The sequence below is a fragment of the Mycobacterium pseudoshottsii JCM 15466 genome, assembly GCF_003584745.1.
GTDB lineage: Bacteria > Actinomycetota > Actinomycetes > Mycobacteriales > Mycobacteriaceae > Mycobacterium > Mycobacterium marinum.
The window spans coordinates 351699-370953 of the sequence record NZ_AP018410.1 but is presented as its reverse complement, the minus strand read 5'-3'; the positions used below and the strand labels follow the sequence as shown (position 1 = coordinate 370953).

The 19255-nt window shown below is 66.6% G+C and carries 14 protein-coding genes, 1 tRNA gene and 1 pseudogene; 6 read left to right on the top strand and 10 right to left on the bottom strand.

Annotated elements, in window-relative coordinates; translation table 11 throughout:
* Positions 1-11: 11 nt before the first annotated feature.
* The gene (locus MPSD_RS01740; RefSeq protein ID WP_086084793.1) at positions 12-956 is read right to left on the bottom strand and encodes an NAD-dependent epimerase/dehydratase family protein; all 945 of its coding nucleotides are present in this window, start codon (positions 954-956) and stop codon (positions 12-14) included.
* A gap of 32 nt (positions 957-988) precedes the next feature.
* Here MPSD_RS01740 and MPSD_RS01735 point away from each other — a divergent pair, with 32 nt between their 5' ends.
* A complete protein-coding gene (locus MPSD_RS01735) occupies positions 989-2773 on the top strand; it encodes a hypothetical protein (protein WP_020785210.1) in 1785 nt (594 codons plus the stop codon).
* Positions 2774-2914: 141 nt separating this feature from the next.
* On the top strand, positions 2915-4747 hold the full coding sequence (locus MPSD_RS30085; protein WP_119571694.1) for a PE family protein: 1833 nt from the start codon (positions 2915-2917) through the stop codon (positions 4745-4747).
* Positions 4748-5311: 564 nt separating this feature from the next.
* Here the strand turns inward: MPSD_RS30085 and MPSD_RS01725 are convergent.
* The 4 genes from MPSD_RS01725 to MPSD_RS01710 form a co-directional block, all read right to left on the bottom strand.
* Complete coding sequence (locus tag MPSD_RS01725) at positions 5312-6079, bottom strand: alpha/beta fold hydrolase (protein WP_232022723.1); 768 nt, start codon at positions 6077-6079, stop codon at positions 5312-5314.
* Positions 6080-6260: 181 nt separating this feature from the next.
* The gene (locus tag MPSD_RS01720; RefSeq protein WP_015357480.1) at positions 6261-6899 is read right to left on the bottom strand and encodes a Fic/DOC family protein; all 639 of its coding nucleotides are present in this window, start codon (positions 6897-6899) and stop codon (positions 6261-6263) included.
* A gap of 11 nt (positions 6900-6910) precedes the next feature.
* Positions 6911-7105, bottom strand: coding sequence for an antitoxin VbhA family protein (locus tag MPSD_RS01715; RefSeq protein WP_036427006.1), 195 nt, complete (start codon positions 7103-7105; stop codon positions 6911-6913).
* A gap of 359 nt (positions 7106-7464) precedes the next feature.
* The gene (locus MPSD_RS01710; protein ID WP_011741852.1) at positions 7465-7719 is read right to left on the bottom strand and encodes a hypothetical protein; all 255 of its coding nucleotides are present in this window, start codon (positions 7717-7719) and stop codon (positions 7465-7467) included.
* Between the two features lie 167 nt (positions 7720-7886).
* On the opposite strand from MPSD_RS01710, the pseudogene MPSD_RS27955 reads away from it, so the two are divergent.
* Positions 7887-8102: pseudogene (locus MPSD_RS27955) on the top strand (hypothetical protein).
* Between the two features lie 10 nt (positions 8103-8112).
* Here the strand turns inward: MPSD_RS27955 and MPSD_RS01705 are convergent.
* Together MPSD_RS01705 and MPSD_RS01700 are read right to left on the bottom strand one after the other, a co-directional pair.
* Positions 8113-8188, bottom strand: a tRNA-Thr gene (locus MPSD_RS01705).
* A 79-nt stretch (positions 8189-8267) separates the two neighbouring features.
* Positions 8268-9473: a DNA polymerase III subunit delta' gene (locus tag MPSD_RS01700; protein WP_036427007.1), complete on the bottom strand. Its 1206-nt coding sequence runs from the start codon at positions 9471-9473 to the stop codon at positions 8268-8270.
* A 155-nt stretch (positions 9474-9628) separates the two neighbouring features.
* Between MPSD_RS01700 and MPSD_RS01695 the strand changes: the two genes are divergently transcribed.
* On the top strand, positions 9629-11218 hold the full coding sequence (locus tag MPSD_RS01695; RefSeq protein ID WP_086084795.1) for an adenylate/guanylate cyclase domain-containing protein: 1590 nt from the start codon (positions 9629-9631) through the stop codon (positions 11216-11218).
* A gap of 10 nt (positions 11219-11228) precedes the next feature.
* Here MPSD_RS01695 and topA read toward each other — a convergent pair whose 3' ends face one another.
* From topA to cspA, 3 genes are all read right to left on the bottom strand, one after another.
* Complete coding sequence (topA, locus tag MPSD_RS01690) at positions 11229-14033, bottom strand: type I DNA topoisomerase (protein WP_086084796.1); 2805 nt, start codon at positions 14031-14033, stop codon at positions 11229-11231.
* Between the two features lie 203 nt (positions 14034-14236).
* Entirely contained in the window at positions 14237-14815 is a 579-nt protein-coding gene (locus MPSD_RS01685; protein ID WP_011741857.1) for a hypothetical protein, read from the bottom strand.
* Positions 14816-14960: 145 nt separating this feature from the next.
* Positions 14961-15164 carry a cold shock protein CspA gene (gene cspA, locus MPSD_RS01680; protein WP_007166602.1) on the bottom strand — a complete coding sequence of 68 codons (204 nt, stop codon included), beginning with the start codon at positions 15162-15164 and terminating at the stop codon, positions 14961-14963.
* A gap of 248 nt (positions 15165-15412) precedes the next feature.
* Between cspA and MPSD_RS01675 the strand changes: the two genes are divergently transcribed.
* Together MPSD_RS01675 and MPSD_RS01665 are read left to right on the top strand one after the other, a co-directional pair.
* The gene (locus tag MPSD_RS01675) at positions 15413-17728 is read left to right on the top strand and encodes a DEAD/DEAH box helicase (RefSeq protein WP_086084797.1); all 2316 of its coding nucleotides are present in this window, start codon (positions 15413-15415) and stop codon (positions 17726-17728) included.
* 491 nt (positions 17729-18219) lie between these two features.
* A complete protein-coding gene (locus MPSD_RS01665) occupies positions 18220-19251 on the top strand; it encodes a PAS domain-containing protein (RefSeq protein ID WP_011741858.1) in 1032 nt (343 codons plus the stop codon).
* Positions 19252-19255 lie beyond the last annotated feature (4 nt).

Below are 19255 nucleotides of genomic sequence, written 5' to 3'. Positions count from 1 at the left end.
GGCCCAGCCAATCAGCTGCCGTGGGTTCGCCGGAAGTAGTCGACGGTGCGCCGCACCCCGTCTGCCAGTTCGACTTGCGGACGCCAGCCCAGCACCTCTTCGGCCCGGCTGATGTCGAGGCAGGACCGTGTCAGGTCGCCCAGCCGCGGCGGGTGAAACTCCGGGTCGTCGGGGCCGCCGACGGCCGCGGCCACAGCTGAGTGCAGTTGGCGGTCCGAGGTTTCCACGCCGGTGCCGATGTTGAACCGTTGGCCGCCGCCCACGTCGCTGCCCGCCTTGACGAAGGCATCGACGACGTCGTCGACAAACACGTAGTCGCGGGTGTTGGTGCCGTCGCCGAACACCTTGGTGGGCTTACCCGACAGCAGCGCCTGGGCGAAGATCGCCACCACCCCCGCCTCGCCGTGCGGGTCTTGGCGCGGGCCGTACACATTGGCCGGGGCGATGTGGGAACACTCCAGGCCGTACAGATGCCGAAATGTGTTGAGGTAGATCTCCCCGGCCACCTTGCCGGCGGCATACGGCGATGCCGGGTCGGTGGGCACCCGCTCGCTGGTCGGGTACTGCGGCGGGGTGCCATAGATGGATCCGCCCGAGGAGGTATGCACCACCTTGCGGACGCCGGTGAGCCGGGCCGCTTCGGCCAGCCGCAGGGTACCGATGACATTGACCGAGGCGTCGAATTGCGGATCGGCCACCGAATGGCGGACGTCGATTTGCGCCGCCAGATGAAAAATCACTTCGGGCCGGTGCTGCTCGAAAATTGCCTGCAGGTCGGCGTCCACGATGTCGGCTTCGACGAAGACATGCGCAAGGTTGTCGACCAGATGCTCGAGATTGGTCGCCCGGCCAGTTGCGAAATTATCCAGTCCGACCACCGTGTGACCGTCTGCCAGGAGACGGTCGACCAGTGTCGATCCGATGAAACCGGCCGCGCCGGTGACCAGTGCACGCACCGGCCCACAATACCGACCGGTAAGAAATAACCATGCCCACCCGGACCAGGCCCGTGCCCAAGGTCGCGGTGGCCGCCATCGCGCTGATCATGATTCAGCTGGGGGTCCGCGCCGTGCTGGCGTTCCGGGGGTATTTCTATTGGGACGATTTGATCCTGGTCGGCCGGGCCGGCACCCAGGACCTGCTCTCGGCGACCTACCTGTTCGACGACCATGACGGCCACGTCATGCCCGGCGCATTTCTGGTTGCCGGCATCATCATCCGGCTGATGCCGCTGGATTGGACCGGACCCGCGATCAGCCTGGTGGTGCTGCAGCTGCTGGCATCGCTAGCGCTGCTGCGAGCGCTCTACGTGATCCTGGGCTGGCGCCGGGTCTTGCTCATCCCGCTGACGTTCGCGCTGTTCACCCCGCTGGGGGTGCCCGGATTCGCGTGGTGGGCGGCGGCACTGAACTCGCTGCCGCTGCTGGCGGCGCTGGCCTGGGTGTGCGGTGACGCGATCCTGCTGATCCGCACCGGTAACCAGCGATACGCGGTGAGCGCGGTGCTCGCCTACTTCGCCGGCCTGCTGTTCTTCGAAAAGGCGGCGGTGGTCCCGTTCGTCGCCTTCGCGGTCAGCGCCCTGGTCTGCCATGTCGGCGGCGACAAGCGTCCGCTGCGCACGGCCTGGCAGGCCGGGATCCGGTTGTGGACGGCGGCGCTGGCGCTGACCGCCGGCTGGATGGTGCTCTATCTGGCCGTGGTTGACCAGAAGCGCTGGAGTGGGGATCTGGCAATGACCTGGGACCTGCTGTGTCGATCGATCACGCACGGCATCGTGGGGGGCCTGGCCGGCGGACCGTGGCGCTGGGATCGCTGGGCCCCGGCGTCCCCGTGGGCGACGCCGCCGCCGACGGTGATGGCGCTCGGATGGCTGGTGCTGGCCGGGCTACTCGGCTTGTCGCTGATCCGTAAACGACGCATCGGCGCGGTGTGGCTGACCGCGGCCGGCTACGCCGTCGCCTGCCAGGTGCCGATCTACCTGATGCGCTCATCGCGGTTCACCGCCCTGGAATTGGCGCAGACGCTGCGCTATTTCCCCGATCTGGTGGTGGTGTTGGCGCTGTTGGCCGCCGTCGCCTTGACCGCGGCGAATCGGCCGTCAGATTGGTTGAATGCCTCGCGCGTCCGGGCCAGCACGATCACCGCCGCGGCGATGCTATTCCTGGCCAGCAGCCTCTACTCGACGGCGACCTTTCTGACCAGCTGGCGCGACAACCCGACCAAGTCATACCTGGAGAATGCGGAAGCGAGCTTGGCTGGCGCCCAGATAAATTCGAATGCCCCGCTACTGGATCAAGAAGTCGATCCACTGGTGCTGCAACGGGTGGCCTGGCCGGAAAACCTGGCCAGCCATATGTTCGCACTGTTGCCGAACCGCCCCGATTTCGCGACGGCGACAACCAAACTGAGAATGTTTACCAGCTCTGGAAATTTGGTCGATGCGCGAGTTACCTGGATACGGACGATTGTTCCCGGCCCCATGCCCCAATGCGGCTATTTCGCGCAGCCAGACCAGCCCGCACGGCTGATCCTGAACGGCCCGTTGCTGCCCGCCGACTGGACCGTTGAACTCAATTATCTTGCCAACAGCGACGGGTCGATAACGCTGGCGCTGCCGGAGGGGCCCGAGCGCAAAGTTCCGGTGCATCCGGGCCTCAACCGGGTCTACGCCCGGCTGCCAGGCGCCGGCGATGTGATCACCGTGCGAGCCAATACCACCGCATTGGCGGTGTGTGTCGCCTCCGGTCCGGTGGGTTTTCTGGCTCCCGAATAAGCGGCGCGATAATTCCCTTCCGGATGAATTAGTTGTCTCGAAGTTTTCTCCAAGACAATAACTTTCAGCGAAATTTGGCGGTAGCGTTGGCCCGCAAAGTCAACAACGGTTTTCATACCTTTCATATCTAGGAGTACAGCGGTGTCATACGTGGTGGCGGCGTCAGACCTACTGGCATCGACGGCGACTGAATTGGCACGTATCGACGCCGCGCTCAACACAGCCAATGCCGCGGCGGTGCTGCCGACGACCGTGCTGCAGGCCGCCGGCGCGGATGAGGTTTCGGCGGCGGTGGCCGCCCTGTTCTCCTCGCATGCCCGCGCCTATCAGGCACTCAGTGTCCAAGCCGGGCAGTTTCATCAGTGGTTCACCCAAACGCTGAGCGGCGCTGGACTGGCCTATGCCAGTGCCGAAGCCGCCAATGTCTCGCCCTTGCAGGTCCTCGAACGCGACGTGCTGGGACTGGTCAACGCACCCGCCCAGGCGCTGTTGGGCCGTCCCATCATCGGCAACGGCGCCGACGGCGCACCCGGCAGCGGGGCCAACGGCGCCGACGGCGGCATCTTGATCGGCAACGGCGGCACCGGCGGCTCCGGTGCGCCCGGCCAAAATGGCGGCGCCGGCGGCAACGCGGGGTTGCCCGGTAGCGGCGGCACCGGAGGTGTCGGTGGGGCTGGTGCCACCGGCGGCACCGGCGGCACCGGCGGCCTGTTGTGGGGCAACGGCGGCATCGGCGGCCAAGGCGGGACCGCCATGGTGGGCGTCAACGGCGGTAGTCCCGGGCATGGCGGAAACGGTGGCAACGCGTTCCTGTTCGGCGATGGCGGTACCGGGGGCCAGGGTGGGACCGGCCTGGCCGGGGCAGACGGTGTCAACCCCACCCCCACCGGGACGGCCGGAACCGGTGCCGCCGGCGGCAACGTTAGCGGCAATGGCCCCCTGACCGGGGGAAACGGCGATACCGGTGATACCGGTGGGACCGGCGGTACCGGAGGCGCCGGCGGAAGCGCCACTGCCTCGTCGGGGTCGGCCACCGGGGGCAAGGGCGGGGCCGGCGGTGATCCCGGTGGCGGCGCCAATGGCGGGGCCGGCGGTGCCGGCGGGGACGCCGAGAGCTTCTCGGGGCAAGCCCACGGGGGTACCGCCGGTGGCGGCGGGACCGGCGGCGACGGTGGCCGTGGCGGGCTATTGATCGGCAACGGCGGGACCGGCGGGACCGGCGGGACTGGGGGTACCGGCGACGCGACCGCAGCGAGCTCCGCCACCGGCGGTCATGGGGGCGACGGCGGCGACTCTGACCCTTCTGTCGGCACCGGCGGTAACGGCGGCACCGGGGGCAACGGCGGCAACGGCGGTGCTGGCGGGCAATGGCGGTGGCGGCGGCGACAGCGGTGTTGGTGGGACCGGCGGCACCGGCGGTGCGGGGGGGGCTCGGGCGCCGGGGGCGGCGTCGGTGGAGACGGAAGCTCCCGTGGAGGCATCGGCGGTAACGGCGGCTCCGGCGCTAATTCGATGGCCATCGGTGGTGGGGGCGGCGTCGGCGGTAGGGGCGGTGACGCCGGGACCAGTGGCCTGTTGATCGGCAACGGCGGCGACGGCGGCAGCGGCGGCGCGGGCGGGACCGGCGGCACCGGCGGCGCGGGCGGCGCAGGTGCCGCGGGTGGTGCCGGCGGCAACGGATCCACTCAAATCGCCTTCGGCGGCGACGGCGGCAACGGCGGTGACGGCGGTGACGGCGCCCAGGGCGGCGAGGGCGGCGCCACCGGCTCGGTGGGCGGCATCGGCAGTCAGGGAGGCATCTTGTTCAGCCACGCCGGCGCCGACGGCTCGACGGGGGCCCCTGGCGCTGGGGGCGCGGGTGGTGCTGGCGGCGCCGCCGGCGGCTTCGGTGCCGGCGACAGCGGGGCCACCGCGGGCGCAGACGGCAAAGCGGGCACCGCCGGCACGGCGGGCGCGACCGGCCCGCACGGCTGACCACCACAAACAAACGAGCCGCCTAGGAGAATCGAACTCCTGACCTATTCATGATGGTTAAAGCGGGATCAGGCGTTGTCTCGTTCCCAGGGATTTCAGATCCGCGCAGCTCAGAGCATCGCATGCATGTTCGAGTGCGCCTCTGAGTGCAGGCGCGCGCAGGGTTTTCGCGCCCCGGAACCGAGTTCTCCCGCCCTCTCTCACGCACGGATGCACGCCGCGTGTCCCCGAGAACAATCGCCCCAATGCCCGGCACAATCAGGCCGGCAGTGAGCACGACAACCAACCCCCACCACCACAAAGCGACCCACCCACCTCACGCAACCCACACGAACGGCCAGCCGGAACACGGGCCGGAGCCGCGGACGCCGGTAGACCGCGAGCGCACGCGGCCTGCAAGGCCGCAGGGCGCGAGAGCGATAGGACTTGCCATACCTGCCAGAGTCAAGACAAGGCCGATCTTGTACTTCACGGCTTCCTTCGAGACGGGCACTGGCCGATGCGCAGCGCCTGAAGTGTCGCGGAACCGGAAGCCGCCCGTTGGCCGCCACTGTTGTTGCGGCGTTACACCTGGGGTGCATTCGCTGTCGTCACGCTCAGAATCGTCCGTGCGACTAGTTCGGGATCGTCGACCATAGGGTCATGCCCAACATCAGGCAGAGTTACGAACGTCGCCTGCGGCAGGCGCGCACGCGCACGAGGGCCGTAAGACGTGACGGGAACAATTTCGTCTTTCTCCGACCACGCCACCGTGACGGGGCAGGGCAACGGGTCCAAAGGGGCAATCTGCTCCTCGTCGGTTGAGAATACTTCGTTGGCGACCGTGCATCCGAGGAAGTCGTCAAAGATCTCAACACCCCGGTGCGCGCTTATCCGATCGCCGTGGCACGCGCCATCCTGGAACATAAGTCGGCGGACCCTCGGCGACTTCAACACCAGCGGCATGATGGGTCGCATCAGGCGAGCGATTCCGGCGCCTCCCAGCGCTCGTGACAGCGTCCTTTCTCGCAGCCCGTCACCCGACGCCCAGAAGCCACCTGGCGCAAACACACACACTGTTGCTGCGCGGCCGCGCCGAGCCAATTCGATCGCCAAATAGCCGCCCATCGAATGGCCGACCAGATGCGGGCGTTTAAGTCCTTGCTCGTCGAGGTAGCGCTCATCCGCCGCGGTCGCTGGCCGCCTCTGCACTGGGGGTCCGCCTCGGTGGCCGGGAGCCGTCGGCGCATGCACCTGGTGATATCTCGAAACGACGGGTACCACGTCTTGCCATGCCCTGCCCGACCCAGCCCCGCCGTGCAGGAGCACCAACCCCGTCTTGTCGGTGGCCATGAGGAAGTCTGACACCATCCCCAACCAGGTGGGAAGTCTTTGGAAAGGCTTCGAACCGTGGCCCAAGGAAGTAGTCGAACAGGTCATTCCCACCCAGGAGCCACTCCCCGGCGGGCCGCCGACCAACTCGCACCGATTGAACACGCACCGTTACCAGCTGACAGCAGGAGGTACAGTGCGATCAGAAGTCGTAAGCGGGTTCGGCGTCGAGGATCTTCGTGAACATCGCGACCATGCCTGTGAGATCAGAGTGGGCGCGCGCTGCGTGACAAGCGCCGTACAACTCTTCCAGGTCAGTCTTCCCCCAGTCGAAGCCAGAACCGCGTTCGGACAACAGGAGATCGAAGAACTCGCGGGTGGAGCGGCCGTTGCCCTCGCGGAACGGGTGGGCATAGTTCACGTGGTCGTATAGGTATGCGACCTTGCCAGCGAGATCGCCGTCGTCGATCGCTCTGAGCCGGTCGAGATGGTGGATCTCCGCGGCGACATGCTCCATGGGCCGACTGATGCTACCCGGCGGGCAGAAAGACTCGTCTTCCTTCTCGATGCCGACTGTCCGCAGGTCTCCCGCCCAGACGTAAACGTCCTGGAACAGCTGGCGGTGAATCGCCCGCAGGTATGCAAGATCGTAGGTGCGGTCGCCCAGCAGATTGGGTTCCTCGCGGAGTTCGATCACCCGGGCCTCAACGAGGTCGTTCTCGGCGTCACGCAGTTCGGCATGCGTTCGGGCGCCGACCCGGTTCCGTAAGACGGAAGTACCGGGGATGAAGTAGCCCTGCCAGTTCCGTTCGTGATCGCCGGTGTCCCATGGATGCGGCACTCCAGGCCCGGTTACTGGATGTTGTACCGGCGGCGGACGCGCTCACCTAACTCGGCTGCCGTAATCTTGCCGCGGGCGTAGTCGTCCTGATCGGCACGGGTAGCGGCGGTGCTGCGGGTGCCCTCCAGCTCGGTGTTGCGGCGGGTTGCCCTGACAGTCCTGATGCGCCGCTTCGCCTTCTGCAACTCGGTCACCTGGACAAACACCTCATCTGATTTTACGGGTCTGACCAGCATAGTCGACAGCGCTGACATTGCAGAGAGGCTTGCCCATCAAGGAAACACAGCACGGTTCTCCACCGCTGATGTACGAACATCATGTCTCGTTGGCCATGTAATCGACGGCGTCCCGCAACACGTACCGGGCCGACACTGCTCCGGCCCACACCAACGGCGCCGGGCCGCGCAAAACCGAGGACACGTTCGACGCCTACGCCGGGGTAATCGGCAAGCTGCTCATCCCAGCCCTGCGGACCGTCCGACTGCGTGAACTCACCACACAACGGGTCGACCGGTACCTGCGCTCGGCTACTCCCCCGTCGACGCCCGCGTACACACCACCACGGTCAGCGACCAAACCGCGCGCCCCCACCCCCGACGACGCCGTGGAGATGCGGCGGAGGATCGCTGCATGGCAGAGCGGTCGATCGAATCGCGGACCCGCGCGCGGGTATGACCGGCTGCGCATCTTCGACGTACTGCTGGCCACCGGCGCCCGCATCGGCGAAGTGCTCGCACTCACCTGGGACGACATCCACGGCCTCGACGGTGACGGTCCCGTCACCGTGTACATCGGTAACCGACTCGACAAGAAATCCCACCGGGCACAAGGCCGGCGGCGAGCCCTACACCGTCACGACCCCGGAGTTCGGAGCCGCGACGCTGCGAGAGCACGCCCCGCCGAGGCACGCACCAGCCAGAGGCCAATATCCGCACCCGCTGGCGGGCGATCCGCGGCGAGGACTTCAAGTAGGTTGTGCCGCACTCGATCCACAAGCCCGTCGTCACCGCGGTAGAGCGCGCGATAGGGCTGGAAGCCTCGGCCCGGCAGGCCGGACACAGCAGCAGCGAAATCACCCGGCGGCACTACGTCGAGCAGTCCGTGCCGGTGCCCGACTACACCGCCGCCTAGATGAGTATTCGCGCCCTATCCGCGCCCTTCAAGCCGTCGAACACGAACAGGCAGGGTAATTACCCAGCCTGACCTGTACAGGTGGAGCCGCCTAGGAGAATCGAACTCCTGACCTATTCATTACGAGTGAATCGCTCTACCGACTGAGCTAAGGCGGCGTGCCCTCATTCCGGGCGGCACGAGTCTACGGCAGGCGGGCAGGTCCGCCCAAGTCCGGATCGACCGACCGGCCCCCCGCTACTGCAGTTGTTGCCCAATGGCTGCCACCATGGCGTCAACCGCAAATTTTGGCTTTACGTTGATCGACAGCGCTTCACGGCAGTTCAGCACGGCCTCGATGCAACGCAACAGCCGCTCCGGAGTCGCGTGTGCGGCCAGCGCAGCGACCCGGTCAGCCATGTCCGGATGGTTGGCCCGCGGCTGGTCGGCCTTCGCCGAAACCAGCAGCGCATCCCGAAAATAGGTGGCCAGGTCGATCAGGGCCCGGTCCAGCGCATCGCGCGCGGCCCGGGTGTGGCGGGACTTCTGCCGCCGTTCCAGGTCCTTGATCGCGCCGGCGGAGCCACGCATCGTGCCGGCAGTCCCTTTCCCGGTGCCACCAGCCCCCAGTGCGGTACGCAGCTCCTCGGTTTCGGCCTCGGCGCGATCGGAAGTCAGCGCCAGCGCCTCGGCCTCGGCGGCGGCGACCAACTCCTCGGCCGCGGCGTAGGCCCGCGCCGGCGTCGCGGCGTCACGAACCAGCCCCAACGCTCGCTCGCGTCGCTGCCGCGCCTCCGGGTCGGTGGCCAGCCGCCGCGCCCGGCCCACATGGCCACCGCTGACCGAAGCCGCCCAATTCGCCGTCTCGGCCGCCAACCCATCGTTGTCGATCAGTACCTGGGCAATCGCGGTGGTCGGCGGCGTCACCAGCGCGACATGGCGACACCGGGACCGCAACGTGACCGCGATGTCCTCGGGATCCACCGATGGTGCGCACAACAGAAACACCGTCGATGCGGGCGGCTCCTCGACCACCTTGAGCAGGGCATTGGCCGCACCTTCGGTCAACCGATCGGCGTCTTCGATCAGCACGATCTGATGGCGCCCGGTGGTTGGGCGGCGCGATGCGATCTGCACGATCGCGCGCATGTCGTCAACTCCGATAGAGAGGCCTTCGGGAATCACCCGCCGCACGTCCGCGTGAGTCCCCGCCATGGTGGTCAAACAGGACCGACAACGTCCGCACCCCGGATCGCCGTCTGACGTGCACTGCAGCGCCGCGGCGAAGCACAATGCGGCGATTGACCGCCCCGAGCCCGGGGGCCCGGTGATCAGCCACGCATGTGTCATATCCCCGTCAAACCCCGAACTGTGAGTCGAATCACTGCGAGCTGACCTCGCGGCCGCGAGCAGCTCCGATTCCACCGCCCCCTGGCCTACCAGCCGCGCGAATACCCCAGACATCACCGTGGACACTATTAGCCCCCGCCGACAGATACCGATTGGCTACCGTTTCGCGACATTTCCGTTATCTTTCCCGTCTCGAGTCGACTCGGTAACGACTTGCCGAGTCCCACGTAGGTTTCCGGCGAGTCCCCCCATCCGGATACGGTGGGCTGGTGGCTACCGTGGCAACCCTGCCCGGGCGGATCAACGGGTTCGCCCGGTGGGTAGTGCGCACTCCGTGGCCGGTGTTTTCGCTGAGTATGTTGCAGGCCGACATCATCGGCGGCCTATTCGTTCTGGGCTTTCTGCGCTATGGCTTGCCACCCAACGATCGCATCCAGCTGCAGGATCTACCACCACTGAATCTGGCGATCTTCCTCACCTCCGTGATTACCTTGTTCCTCGCCGGGTTCGCATTGAACCTCAAGCTGCTGGTGCCGGTCTTCCGGTGGCAGCGCCGCGACAATCTGGTTGCGGCGGCCGACCCGTCCGCCACCGAGCTGGCCCGCAGCCGGGTGCTGCGCATGCCGTTCTATCGCACCTTGATCAGCGTCGGTTCGTGGGCGATCGGCAGCGTGATCTTCATCGTCGCCAGCTGGTCGGTGGCTCGCTATGCGGCGCCCGTGGTGGCGATTGCCACCGCCCTGGGCGCCATCGCCACCGCGATCATCGGCTACCTGCAGTCTGAGCGGGTGCTGCGGCCGGTCGCGGTGGCCGCGCTACGCAGTGGGGTACCGGAGAACTTGCGGTCGCCCGGGGTCATCTTGCGGTTGATGCTGGCCTGGGTGCTGTCCACCGCGGTACCGCTGTTGGCGATCGTGCTGGCCGTGGTGGCCGACAAGATGGCGATTCTGCACGCCACCCCGGACAAGCTGTTCAATCCCATCCTGCTGCTCGCGCTGGCAGCGTTGGCGATCGGTTCGGCCAGCACGCTGCTGGTGTCCATGTCGATCGCCGATCCGCTGCGCCAGCTGCGTTGGGCGCTGTCGGAGGTGCAGCGCGGCAACTACAACGCGCACATGCAGATCTACGACGCCAGCGAGCTGGGCCTGCTGCAGGCCGGGTTCAACGACATGGTCCGCGACCTGTCCGAGCGGCAACGCCTGCGCGACCTGTTCGGTCGATATGTCGGCGAGGACGTGGCCCGGCGCGCCATCGAACGCGGTACCGAGCTTGGCGGGCAGGAACGCGATGTCGCGGTGCTGTTCGTCGACCTGGTGGGCTCGACCCAGCTGGCGGCGACCCGACCACCGGTCGAGGTGGTCGGCCTGCTCAACGAATTCTTCCGGGTGGTGGTCGACACCGTCGCGCGCCACGGCGGATTCGTCAACAAGTTCCAGGGCGATGCCGCCCTGGCGATTTTCGGCGCACCGATCGAACACCCCGACGGCGCCGGCGCCGCGCTGCGCGCCGCGCGCGAGTTGCACGACGAACTCATTCCGGTGCTGGGATCTGCGGAGTTCGGCATCGGGGTGTCGGCCGGCAGGGCCATCGCCGGCCACATCGGCGCGCAGGCCCGCTTCGAATACACCGTGATCGGCGACCCGGTCAATGAGGCCGCCCGACTCACCGAGCTGGCCAAGCTCGAGGAAGGCCACGTGCTGGCCTCGGCGATCGCGATCAGCGGGGCGCTAGACGCCGAAGCCTTGTGCTGGGACGCCGCCGAAGTCGTCGAACTACGCGGACGGACCACACCGACCCAGCTGGCCCGCCCGCTGAACCTCGCTGTAGCCCAACAGGTCTCCACCAAAAGCGGTAGCTAACCGGCCCCGGTCACGCGCGTTTGACGGCCTTTTTCGCCGGCGATTTGCGGGTGGTCTTCTTGGCGGCTCGCTTCACCGGCCCTCGGGCCCGGCGGTCAGCCAGCAATTCCGAGGCCCGCTCGTCGGTGATCGACGCGACCTCGTCGCCCTTGCGCAGACTGGCATTGGTTTCACCGTCGGTGACGTACGGACCGAACCGCCCGTCCTTGATCACCATCGGCTTGCCCGACGCGGCATCGGTCCCCAGCTCACGAAGCGGCGGAGCCGAAGCGCTCTGCCGGCCAGAACGCTTGGGTTCGGCGTAGATCTTGAGCGCTTCGTCAAGGGTGATGGAGAAAATCTGGTCTTCGGTGGCCAGCGAGCGAGAATCGGTGCCGCGCTTCAGATATGACCCATAGCGCCCGTTCTGCGCGGTGATCTCTTCGCCGGAAGCGGGATCCGTGCCCACCACGCGCGGCAGCGAGAGCAGCTTGAGCGCGTCCTCGAGGGTGATCGTCTGCAGGTCCATGCTGCGCAGCAGCGAACCGCTGCGGGGTTTGGGCCCGGTGGCCTTCTTGCTCTTCTTGGCGGGGGCCTCGGTCCCGGCTTCGGGTGCGGGAGGTTCGGGAAGAATCTCGGTCACATACGGCCCGTAGCGCCCGTCCTTGGCGACGATCTCGTGGCCGGATTCCGGGTCGATGCCCAGCACGCGACCTTCCTGCGGCGTGGCGAATAGCTCTTCGGCCAGCACCAGGGTCAGCTCGTCGGGTGTCAGCGAGTCATTGAGGTTGGCGCGCTGCGGGGTCGGCTCACCGTCTTCACCGGTTATGGTGCGTTCCAGGTAGGGACCATTCTTGCCCACCCGAACGTAGATGGGACTCCCCTGCTCATCGTCAAACAGCTTGATGGAGTTGACTTTTCGCGCATCAATGCCTTCGAGGTTGACACCGACGAGCTTCTTGAGCCCCCCGGCGCGCGCCACCGAATCAGACACGCCGTGGTCGCCACCGAAGTAGAAGTTGTTGAGCCAGTCGGTGCGCCGCTCCTGACCAGATGCGATGGCATCGAGCTCGTCTTCCATCGCCGCGGTGAAGCCGTAGTCGACGAGGTGCCCGAAATGTTGCTCCAATAATCCGGTGACCGCGAACGCCACCCACGACGGCACCAGGGCGCTGCCCTTCTTGTGTACGTAGCCGCGGTCCTGGATCGTCTTGATGATCGGGGTGTAGGTGGACGGGCGTCCGATTCCCAGCTCCTCGAAGGCCTTGACCAGCGAGGCCTCGGTGTAGCGGGCAGGCGGGTTGGTGGTGTGCCCGTCCGGGGTCAGCTCGACCGCGTCGAGCCGCTGGCCCGGCGTCAGATTCGGCAGGCGCCGCTCGGCGTCATCGGCCTCGCCACCGACCAGTTCGTCCACCGTCTCCACATAGGCCTTGAGGAACCCGGGGAAGGTCAGGGTGCGACCGCTCGCCGAGAACACCACCTGCTGCTCACCCGCGCTACCACCGATCCGCAGGCTCAGCGTGGTGCCGCGGGCATCCGCCATCTGGGAGGCCACCGTGCGCTGCCAGATCAGCTCGTAGAGCCGGAATTCGTCGCCGTCGAGTTCACGACGCACGGCGTCGGGGGTTGCGAACGTCTCACCCGCGGGGCGGATGGCCTCGTGCGCCTCCTGCGCGTTCTTCACCTTGCGGGTGTACTGGCGCGGAGATGAGGCCACATACTCTTCGCCGTAGAGCTGGCGCGCCTGGGTGCGCGCGGCGTTGATCGCCGACTCCGACAGGGTCGTCGAGTCGGTTCGCATGTAGGTGATGTAACCGTTTTCGTAGAGCCGCTGAGCGATGCTCATCGTCCGCTCACCGGAAAACCGCAACTTGCGGCCGGCCTCCTGCTGCAGCGTCGAGGTCATAAACGGTGGGTACGGACGGCGGCTGTAGGGCTTTTCCTCGACCGAGGCCACGCTCAGCTGCGCGCCGTGTAGGCCGGTGGCCAGCGCGGCCGCCCGGGCCTCGTCGAGCACGGTGACCTCGTCGGCCTTGCGCAACGTGCCCAGCGAGTCGAAATCGCGACCGGTGGCCACCCGCAAGCCGTCCACACTGGTCAGTCGGGCGACAAAGGTGGGCGGCGCGGCCTTCGGGTCGGACACGCTGGCGTCCAGCGTGGCGACGATGTCCCAGTAGGACGCGCTGCGGAACGCCATCCGGTCGCGCTCTCGCTGCACGATCATCCGTGTGGCCACCGACTGCACCCGGCCGGCCGACAGCTTGGGCGCGACCTTTTTCCACAGCACCGGACTGACCTCGTAGCCGTACAGCCGGTCCAGGATGCGCCGGGTCTCCTGCGCATCGACGAGGTCCATGTCCAGGTCACGGGGGTTTTCCGCGGCTTCGAGGATGGCCGGTTCGGTGATCTCGTGGAAGACCATCCGTTTGACCGGCACGCGCGGTTTGAGGGTTTCCAGCAAGTGCCAGGCGATCGCCTCGCCCTCGCGGTCACCATCAGTGGCCAGGTAGAGCTCGTCGACGTCTTTGAGCAGGTCTTTGAGCTCGCTGACTGCGCTCTTCTTCTCCGGGCTGATGATGTAGAGCGGTTCGAAGTCCGCGTCGACATTGACGCCGAGGCGCGCCCACGGCTCGGACTTGAACTTGGCGGGCACATCCGCGGCGGCCCGCGGCAGGTCGCGGATGTGGCCACGCGAGGATTCGACTATGTACCTGGGCCCCAGGTAACCAGCAAGTTTGCGCGCCTTGGTGGGCGACTCGACTATGACAAGTCGCCGGCCGCTCCCATTTCCACCGCTGCTACGGCTTCCAGGGCCCTTCGTTTTCGGGTCAGCCAACTGCGGTTACGCTCCATCTCTCATCCCAGCCCCGCTGGCGGGGCCACCCTTGCAGAAGGGTGCCAGGCCGGCTGCTGAATTTCAGGCGAAATCCAATAGCCCGACATTCCCACCTGCGGGCAACAGACAATTTCGCACCCTAAGGCGGGCCTGCGCAAACTGGCTGCAATTCAGCTCCCCGGAAAACCGGGGTCCACAGGCGCCTAGCCCCGGGGCCATTGAGCCAACGCTTCGGCACCGGGCGGGGGTTCCCCCACGTTCTCTACCAGGCGCGATAGCCTTCGTCGCCCGCTTATCCGCAGCGCCGGGTGGCCCCCTCGGGTGCCGATCAAAGTGGGTGCAATGCCCACTCGCATCAGAGCCGACGCCAACGGCGAATGTGTATCGGGTGCGTGCGGATCAAGCCCCAGCAGATATCGGTCGGCCTCGGGACTGCCGGCGGCCAGCGCCCAGGCGCGCAGCTCTCGCGGACCTGGCAGCCATCGCGGCGGAACCGTCTTGACCGCACCACGGGTCCACTCCGCGGCGATTGCGCGCAATCTGGGGTCTACGGCGGTACGCACCAGCGGCGTGTCCTCGTCGGTGTGGGTGATCTCAGGCACCAGGCCCGCCTCCCGCATCATCTCGGCGAGAGCTTCGGCTCGCCAGGACTCCCCGACCACCACCGACAGCCGCGCACCAGCACCAACCATCACGACCTGGCCGGATGCTGCCAACACTCCGGATAGGTCCTCGACCGCGGGCGGCACCGACTCCGCGGCAAAGAAGGACAGCTGACTCACGCCACCGACAGTAGGCCAGTAACCCGGTCCGCGGGTTCTCCCCGTCCGGCGCGGCGACCAAGGCGCTCACGGCAGAAACGAAAACCCCCCCGCCGGACCCGCTCAGCGGGATCACGTCGGGGGGATTCGTCAGAATCTGCTCGGATCAGACCGAGCGGACTCCGGTGGCCTGGGGGCCCTTAGGGCTGTGGCCGATCTCAAACTCGACCTTCTGGTTCTCTTCAAGGGTGCGGAAGCCCGAACCCTGGATCTCCGTGTAGTGGACAAAAACATCCGCGGAGCCATCCTCGGGGGCGATGAAGCCGAACCCCTTCTCCGCGTTGAACCACTTCACAGTTCCCTGTGGCATCTCTCGATCTTTCCTTTTCTTCTGGGTGCGGTGCACCGCCTCTCGGTGCCCCGGGCCAAGCCGCGACCGCCATACCTCGCAGAGTCGCCGGAACTTCACCCGACCGATAACCTCGCAGGAACCGCGGCCGCAACGTCGATCCTGCGAAAGTTTGACACGAACACAGAAGCTACGACCGCGATTAGTCAATCATGTTCATGGCGTCGGCGACAGCCCGTTGTCGTCGATGAATTGTGAAGGGTTTGCAAATGATAAGTTTCGGGCGCGAATTGCTTGCCGTCGCGCTCGCCGGTACCCCGACCGGAGAACATCCTTTACACCATGTCGCCGAGCTGCCGCCGCGTGCGGGTCAGCCGAGCGCCTGGCCGCAATGGGCCGAGCCAGACGTCGTGCGCACCTTCACCCAACGTGGCATCACCGCCCCCTGGTCACACCAGTCCACGGCCGCGGAGTTGGCCCATGACGGCCGTCACGTGGTGGTGAGCACAGGTACCGCGTCCGGCAAGTCGCTGGCCTATCAACTTCCCGTCCTCGCGGCGCTGGCGGCCGACCCCCGCGCCCGGGTGTTATATCTGTCGCCGACCAAAGCGCTGGGCCACGACCAGTTGCGCACCGCGCAGGCGCTGGTTACCAACGTTGAACGACTTAGGGATGTCGCGCCCACGGCTTATGACGGCGACAGTTCCGATGAAGTGCGCCGCTTTGCCCGCGAGCGTTCCCGATGGTTGTTCTCCAACCCGGACATGATCCATCTGTCGATATTGCGCAACCATGCCCGCTGGGCGGTCCTGTTGCGAAATCTTCGATATCTGATCGTCGACGAATGTCATTACTATCGGGGTGTTTTCGGCTCGAATGTGGCAATGGTGCTACGCCGTCTGCTGCGATTGTGCGCACGCTACTCGGCGCACCCGACGGTCATCTTCGCCAGCGCGACGACGGACTCACCGGGTGCCACCGCCGCCGAATTGATCGGCCAGCCGGTTGCGGAGGTCACCGAGGATGGGTCGCCCCAGGGGGCCCGCACCGTGGCACTGTGGGAACCCGCGCTGCGGACCGACCTGACCGGCGAAAACGGCGCCCCGGTGCGGCGCTCCGCCGGCACCGAGGCGGCGCGAGTGATGGCCGATCTGATCGTCGAGGGAGCGCAGACCTTGACCTTCGTCCGGTCACGGCGGGCCGCTGAGCTCACCGCGCTGGGCGCGCAGGCGCGGCTGCAAGACATTGCGCCCCAGTTGTCGCACACGGTGGCGTCGTATCGGGCCGGTTATCTGCCCGAGGACCGCAACTGTCTCGAACACGCATTGACGGAGGGCCGGCTGCGCGGTCTGGCCACCACCAATGCGCTGGAGTTGGGCGTCGACATCGCCGGGCTGGATGCGGTGGTGCTGGCCGGATTCCCCGCAACCGTCGCATCCTTCTGGCAGCAGGCGGGGCGGTCCGGCCGGCGTGGCCAGGGTGCGCTGGTGGTGTTGATCGCGCGCGATGATCCGCTCGACACGTATCTGGTGCACCATCCCGCGGCGCTCCTGGACAAGCCGGTGGAGCGGGTGGTGATAGATCCCGGCAATCCCTACTTGCTGGGGCCACAGTTGCTCTGCGCGGCAACAGAACTTCCGCTCGATGCGGTAGAAGTCCACGAGCTTCGCGCCGTCGAGGTGGTCGAAACGCTCGTCGATGACGGTCTGCTGCGCCGGCGCGGCGACAAGTACTTTCCGGCACCGGGGGTGCAACCGCACGCCGCGGTGGACATCCGGGGTTCCATCGGTGGGCAGGTCGTCATCGTGGAGGCCGACACCGGCCGGCTATTGGGCAACGTCGGAGCCGATCAGGCGCCGGTATCGGTGCATCCGGGTGCCGTTTATCTGCATCAGGGCGAAAGCTACGTCGTCGACTCCCTGGACACCGAAGAAGGGCTCGCCTTCGTCCACGCCGCCGATCCCGGCTATGCGACCTTTGCGCGCGAGCTCACCGACATCGCGGTAACCGGATCCGGCGAGCGCTTGGAGTTCGGGCCCGTCACCGTCGGCTTGGCGCCGGTGACCGTCACCCACCAGGTGGTGGGCTACCTACGGCGCCGGCTTTCCGGTGAGGTGATCGATTTCGTCGAGCTGGATATGCCCGAACACGTGCTGCCCACGACCGCGGTCATGTACACCATCACCGCAGAAGAGCTGTTGCGAAATGGTGTCGACGCCGTCGCGATTCCCGGTTCGCTGCACGCCGCCGAGCATGCGGCGATCGGGCTGCTGCCACTGGTGGCCAGCTGCGACCGCGGCGACATCGGCGGCATTTCCACCGCTATCGGGCCCGAAGGACTGCCCAGTGTCTTCGTCTATGACGGCTATCCGGGTGGGGCGGGATTCGCCGAACGCGGCTTTCGACGGGCGCGCACCTGGCTGGGAGCCACTGCGTCGGCGATCGAGGCCTGCGAATGCCCGAGCGGATGCCCGTCCTGCGTGCAGTCCCCCAAATGCGGCAACGGCAACGATCCCCTCGACAAGGCGGGCGCCATGCAGGTACTGCGACTGGTGCTGTCGCAAGTCGGTGACGATTTACTCTAGGAACACCGGGGCCCGGCCAGGCAGGACTGGCATACCGGCTGTTCGCGAGTCATCTTGCACACCCGGCGGACGGCGACCGACCCCTCGACGGTCGACCTCCACCGATCTGGATGATGAGCCATCATCCCGTGCAGCGAACGGCTGGACGTACACAATCCGCTCACACCCCCGACGGTGCGGGTGCAGCAGAAAACTACCCGGATGTCACTAGGCGCGCAAATCACCACGCGCAGCGGCTTCCTTCGTTGCGGCCGTGCGGCGCCGCGGCCAACGAGCCGCTCAGCATCGGCGAGTTGCATTGCCGGGTAGCGGCATACGTTGCAGTTTCGCGCTGGTCAAAGGCCGGCTGGGCACGTCCGGGGGCAACCGGGACAGCGTGGTGGCGTTTGCCCGGATATGTCAGCAGGTATGCGCTGTGCGGCAACGGGATTCCAATATCGTTGGATACCCACCGACTCGTGGCCGCCTCTAGCGAACAGTAGACTGCGCCTATGACCCACGACTGGCTGCTCGTGGAGACCCTGGGGGACGAACCCGCGGTGGTGGCGCAGGGGCGTCAACTCAAAAGTCTCGTTCCGATCACCAAGTTCCTGCGCCGCAGCCCCTACCTTTCCGCAGTTCGCACCGCGATCGCCGAATCGCTACAGACTGGGCAGAGCCTGACCAGCATCACTCCCAAGAGTGACCGGGTGATCCGCACCGAACCAGTCGTGATGTCAGACGGCCGCATTCATGGTGTGCACGTGTGGACCGGTCCCGCCAACGAGGAGCCGCCCGAACGGCCAACGCCAGGCCCCCTCAAGTGGAATCTGACCCTGGGAGTGGCAACCGACACCCGGGAGTCGTTGGCCAACAGCGGCAAGAATCCGGACCTCGAAGTCACCTACGGCCGGGCCTTCGCCGAAGATCTGCCGTCCCGGGAGCTCAACCCGAACGAGACCAAGTTCCTGGCCATGGTCGTCAAACCGGAGCCAGGTCAAACTTTGTGCAGCACATGGGATCTAACCGACTGGCGCGGGAAGCCGATCCGAATCGGATTTGCCGTACACAGCGCCCTGGAAGAGGGCCCAGACGGCCGTGAACACCTGGTCGCACGAGCGATCAATTGGCGGGCCGAGCAGAAAGAACCGGTGGTGCCGATCGACGATCTGGCCCGGCGGATACTGAACGGACTTGCGCAAGTCGGAGTTCACCGCGCACTGGTTGACCTGAACAATTGGTCGCTGCTCAAGTGGCTCGATGAGCCGTGCTCCTTCTACGACTGGAGGCGAAGCGAGGAAGACGGGCCGCGGGTTCATCCCGACGACAGGCCTGTGATCACTTCCATGACAGATAAATTCGCGAAAGGGGCGGCCAGCGCGGTGCTACGGCTACCCGGGCGCGGTGCTGACGAATGGGTGCCGGTCCACGTCACGGTCAACCGAATCGAACTCGAACCGGAGACGTTCGCCGGACTGATTTCGCTGCGATTGCCCAGCGAGGAAGAACTCGCCGAGGCCGGCCTTCCGGCGGCCGCAGAGTAGACCC

Coding starts and splice junctions, on each gene's coding strand:
- MPSD_RS01735 (WP_020785210.1), top strand. CDS start 989: ATGCCCACCCGGACCAGGCCCGTGCCCAAGGTCGCGGTGGCCGCCATC.
- MPSD_RS01725 (WP_232022723.1), bottom strand. CDS start 6,079: ATGGCCACCGACAAGACGGGGTTGGTGCTCCTGCACGGCGGGGCTGGG.
- MPSD_RS01700 (WP_036427007.1), bottom strand. CDS start 9,473: ATGTCTGGGGTATTCGCGCGGCTGGTAGGCCAGGGGGCGGTGGAATCG.
- cspA (WP_007166602.1), bottom strand. CDS start 15,164: ATGCCACAGGGAACTGTGAAGTGGTTCAACGCGGAGAAGGGGTTCGGC.
- MPSD_RS01675 (WP_086084797.1), top strand. CDS start 15,413: ATGATAAGTTTCGGGCGCGAATTGCTTGCCGTCGCGCTCGCCGGTACC.
- MPSD_RS01665 (WP_011741858.1), top strand. CDS start 18,220: ATGACCCACGACTGGCTGCTCGTGGAGACCCTGGGGGACGAACCCGCG.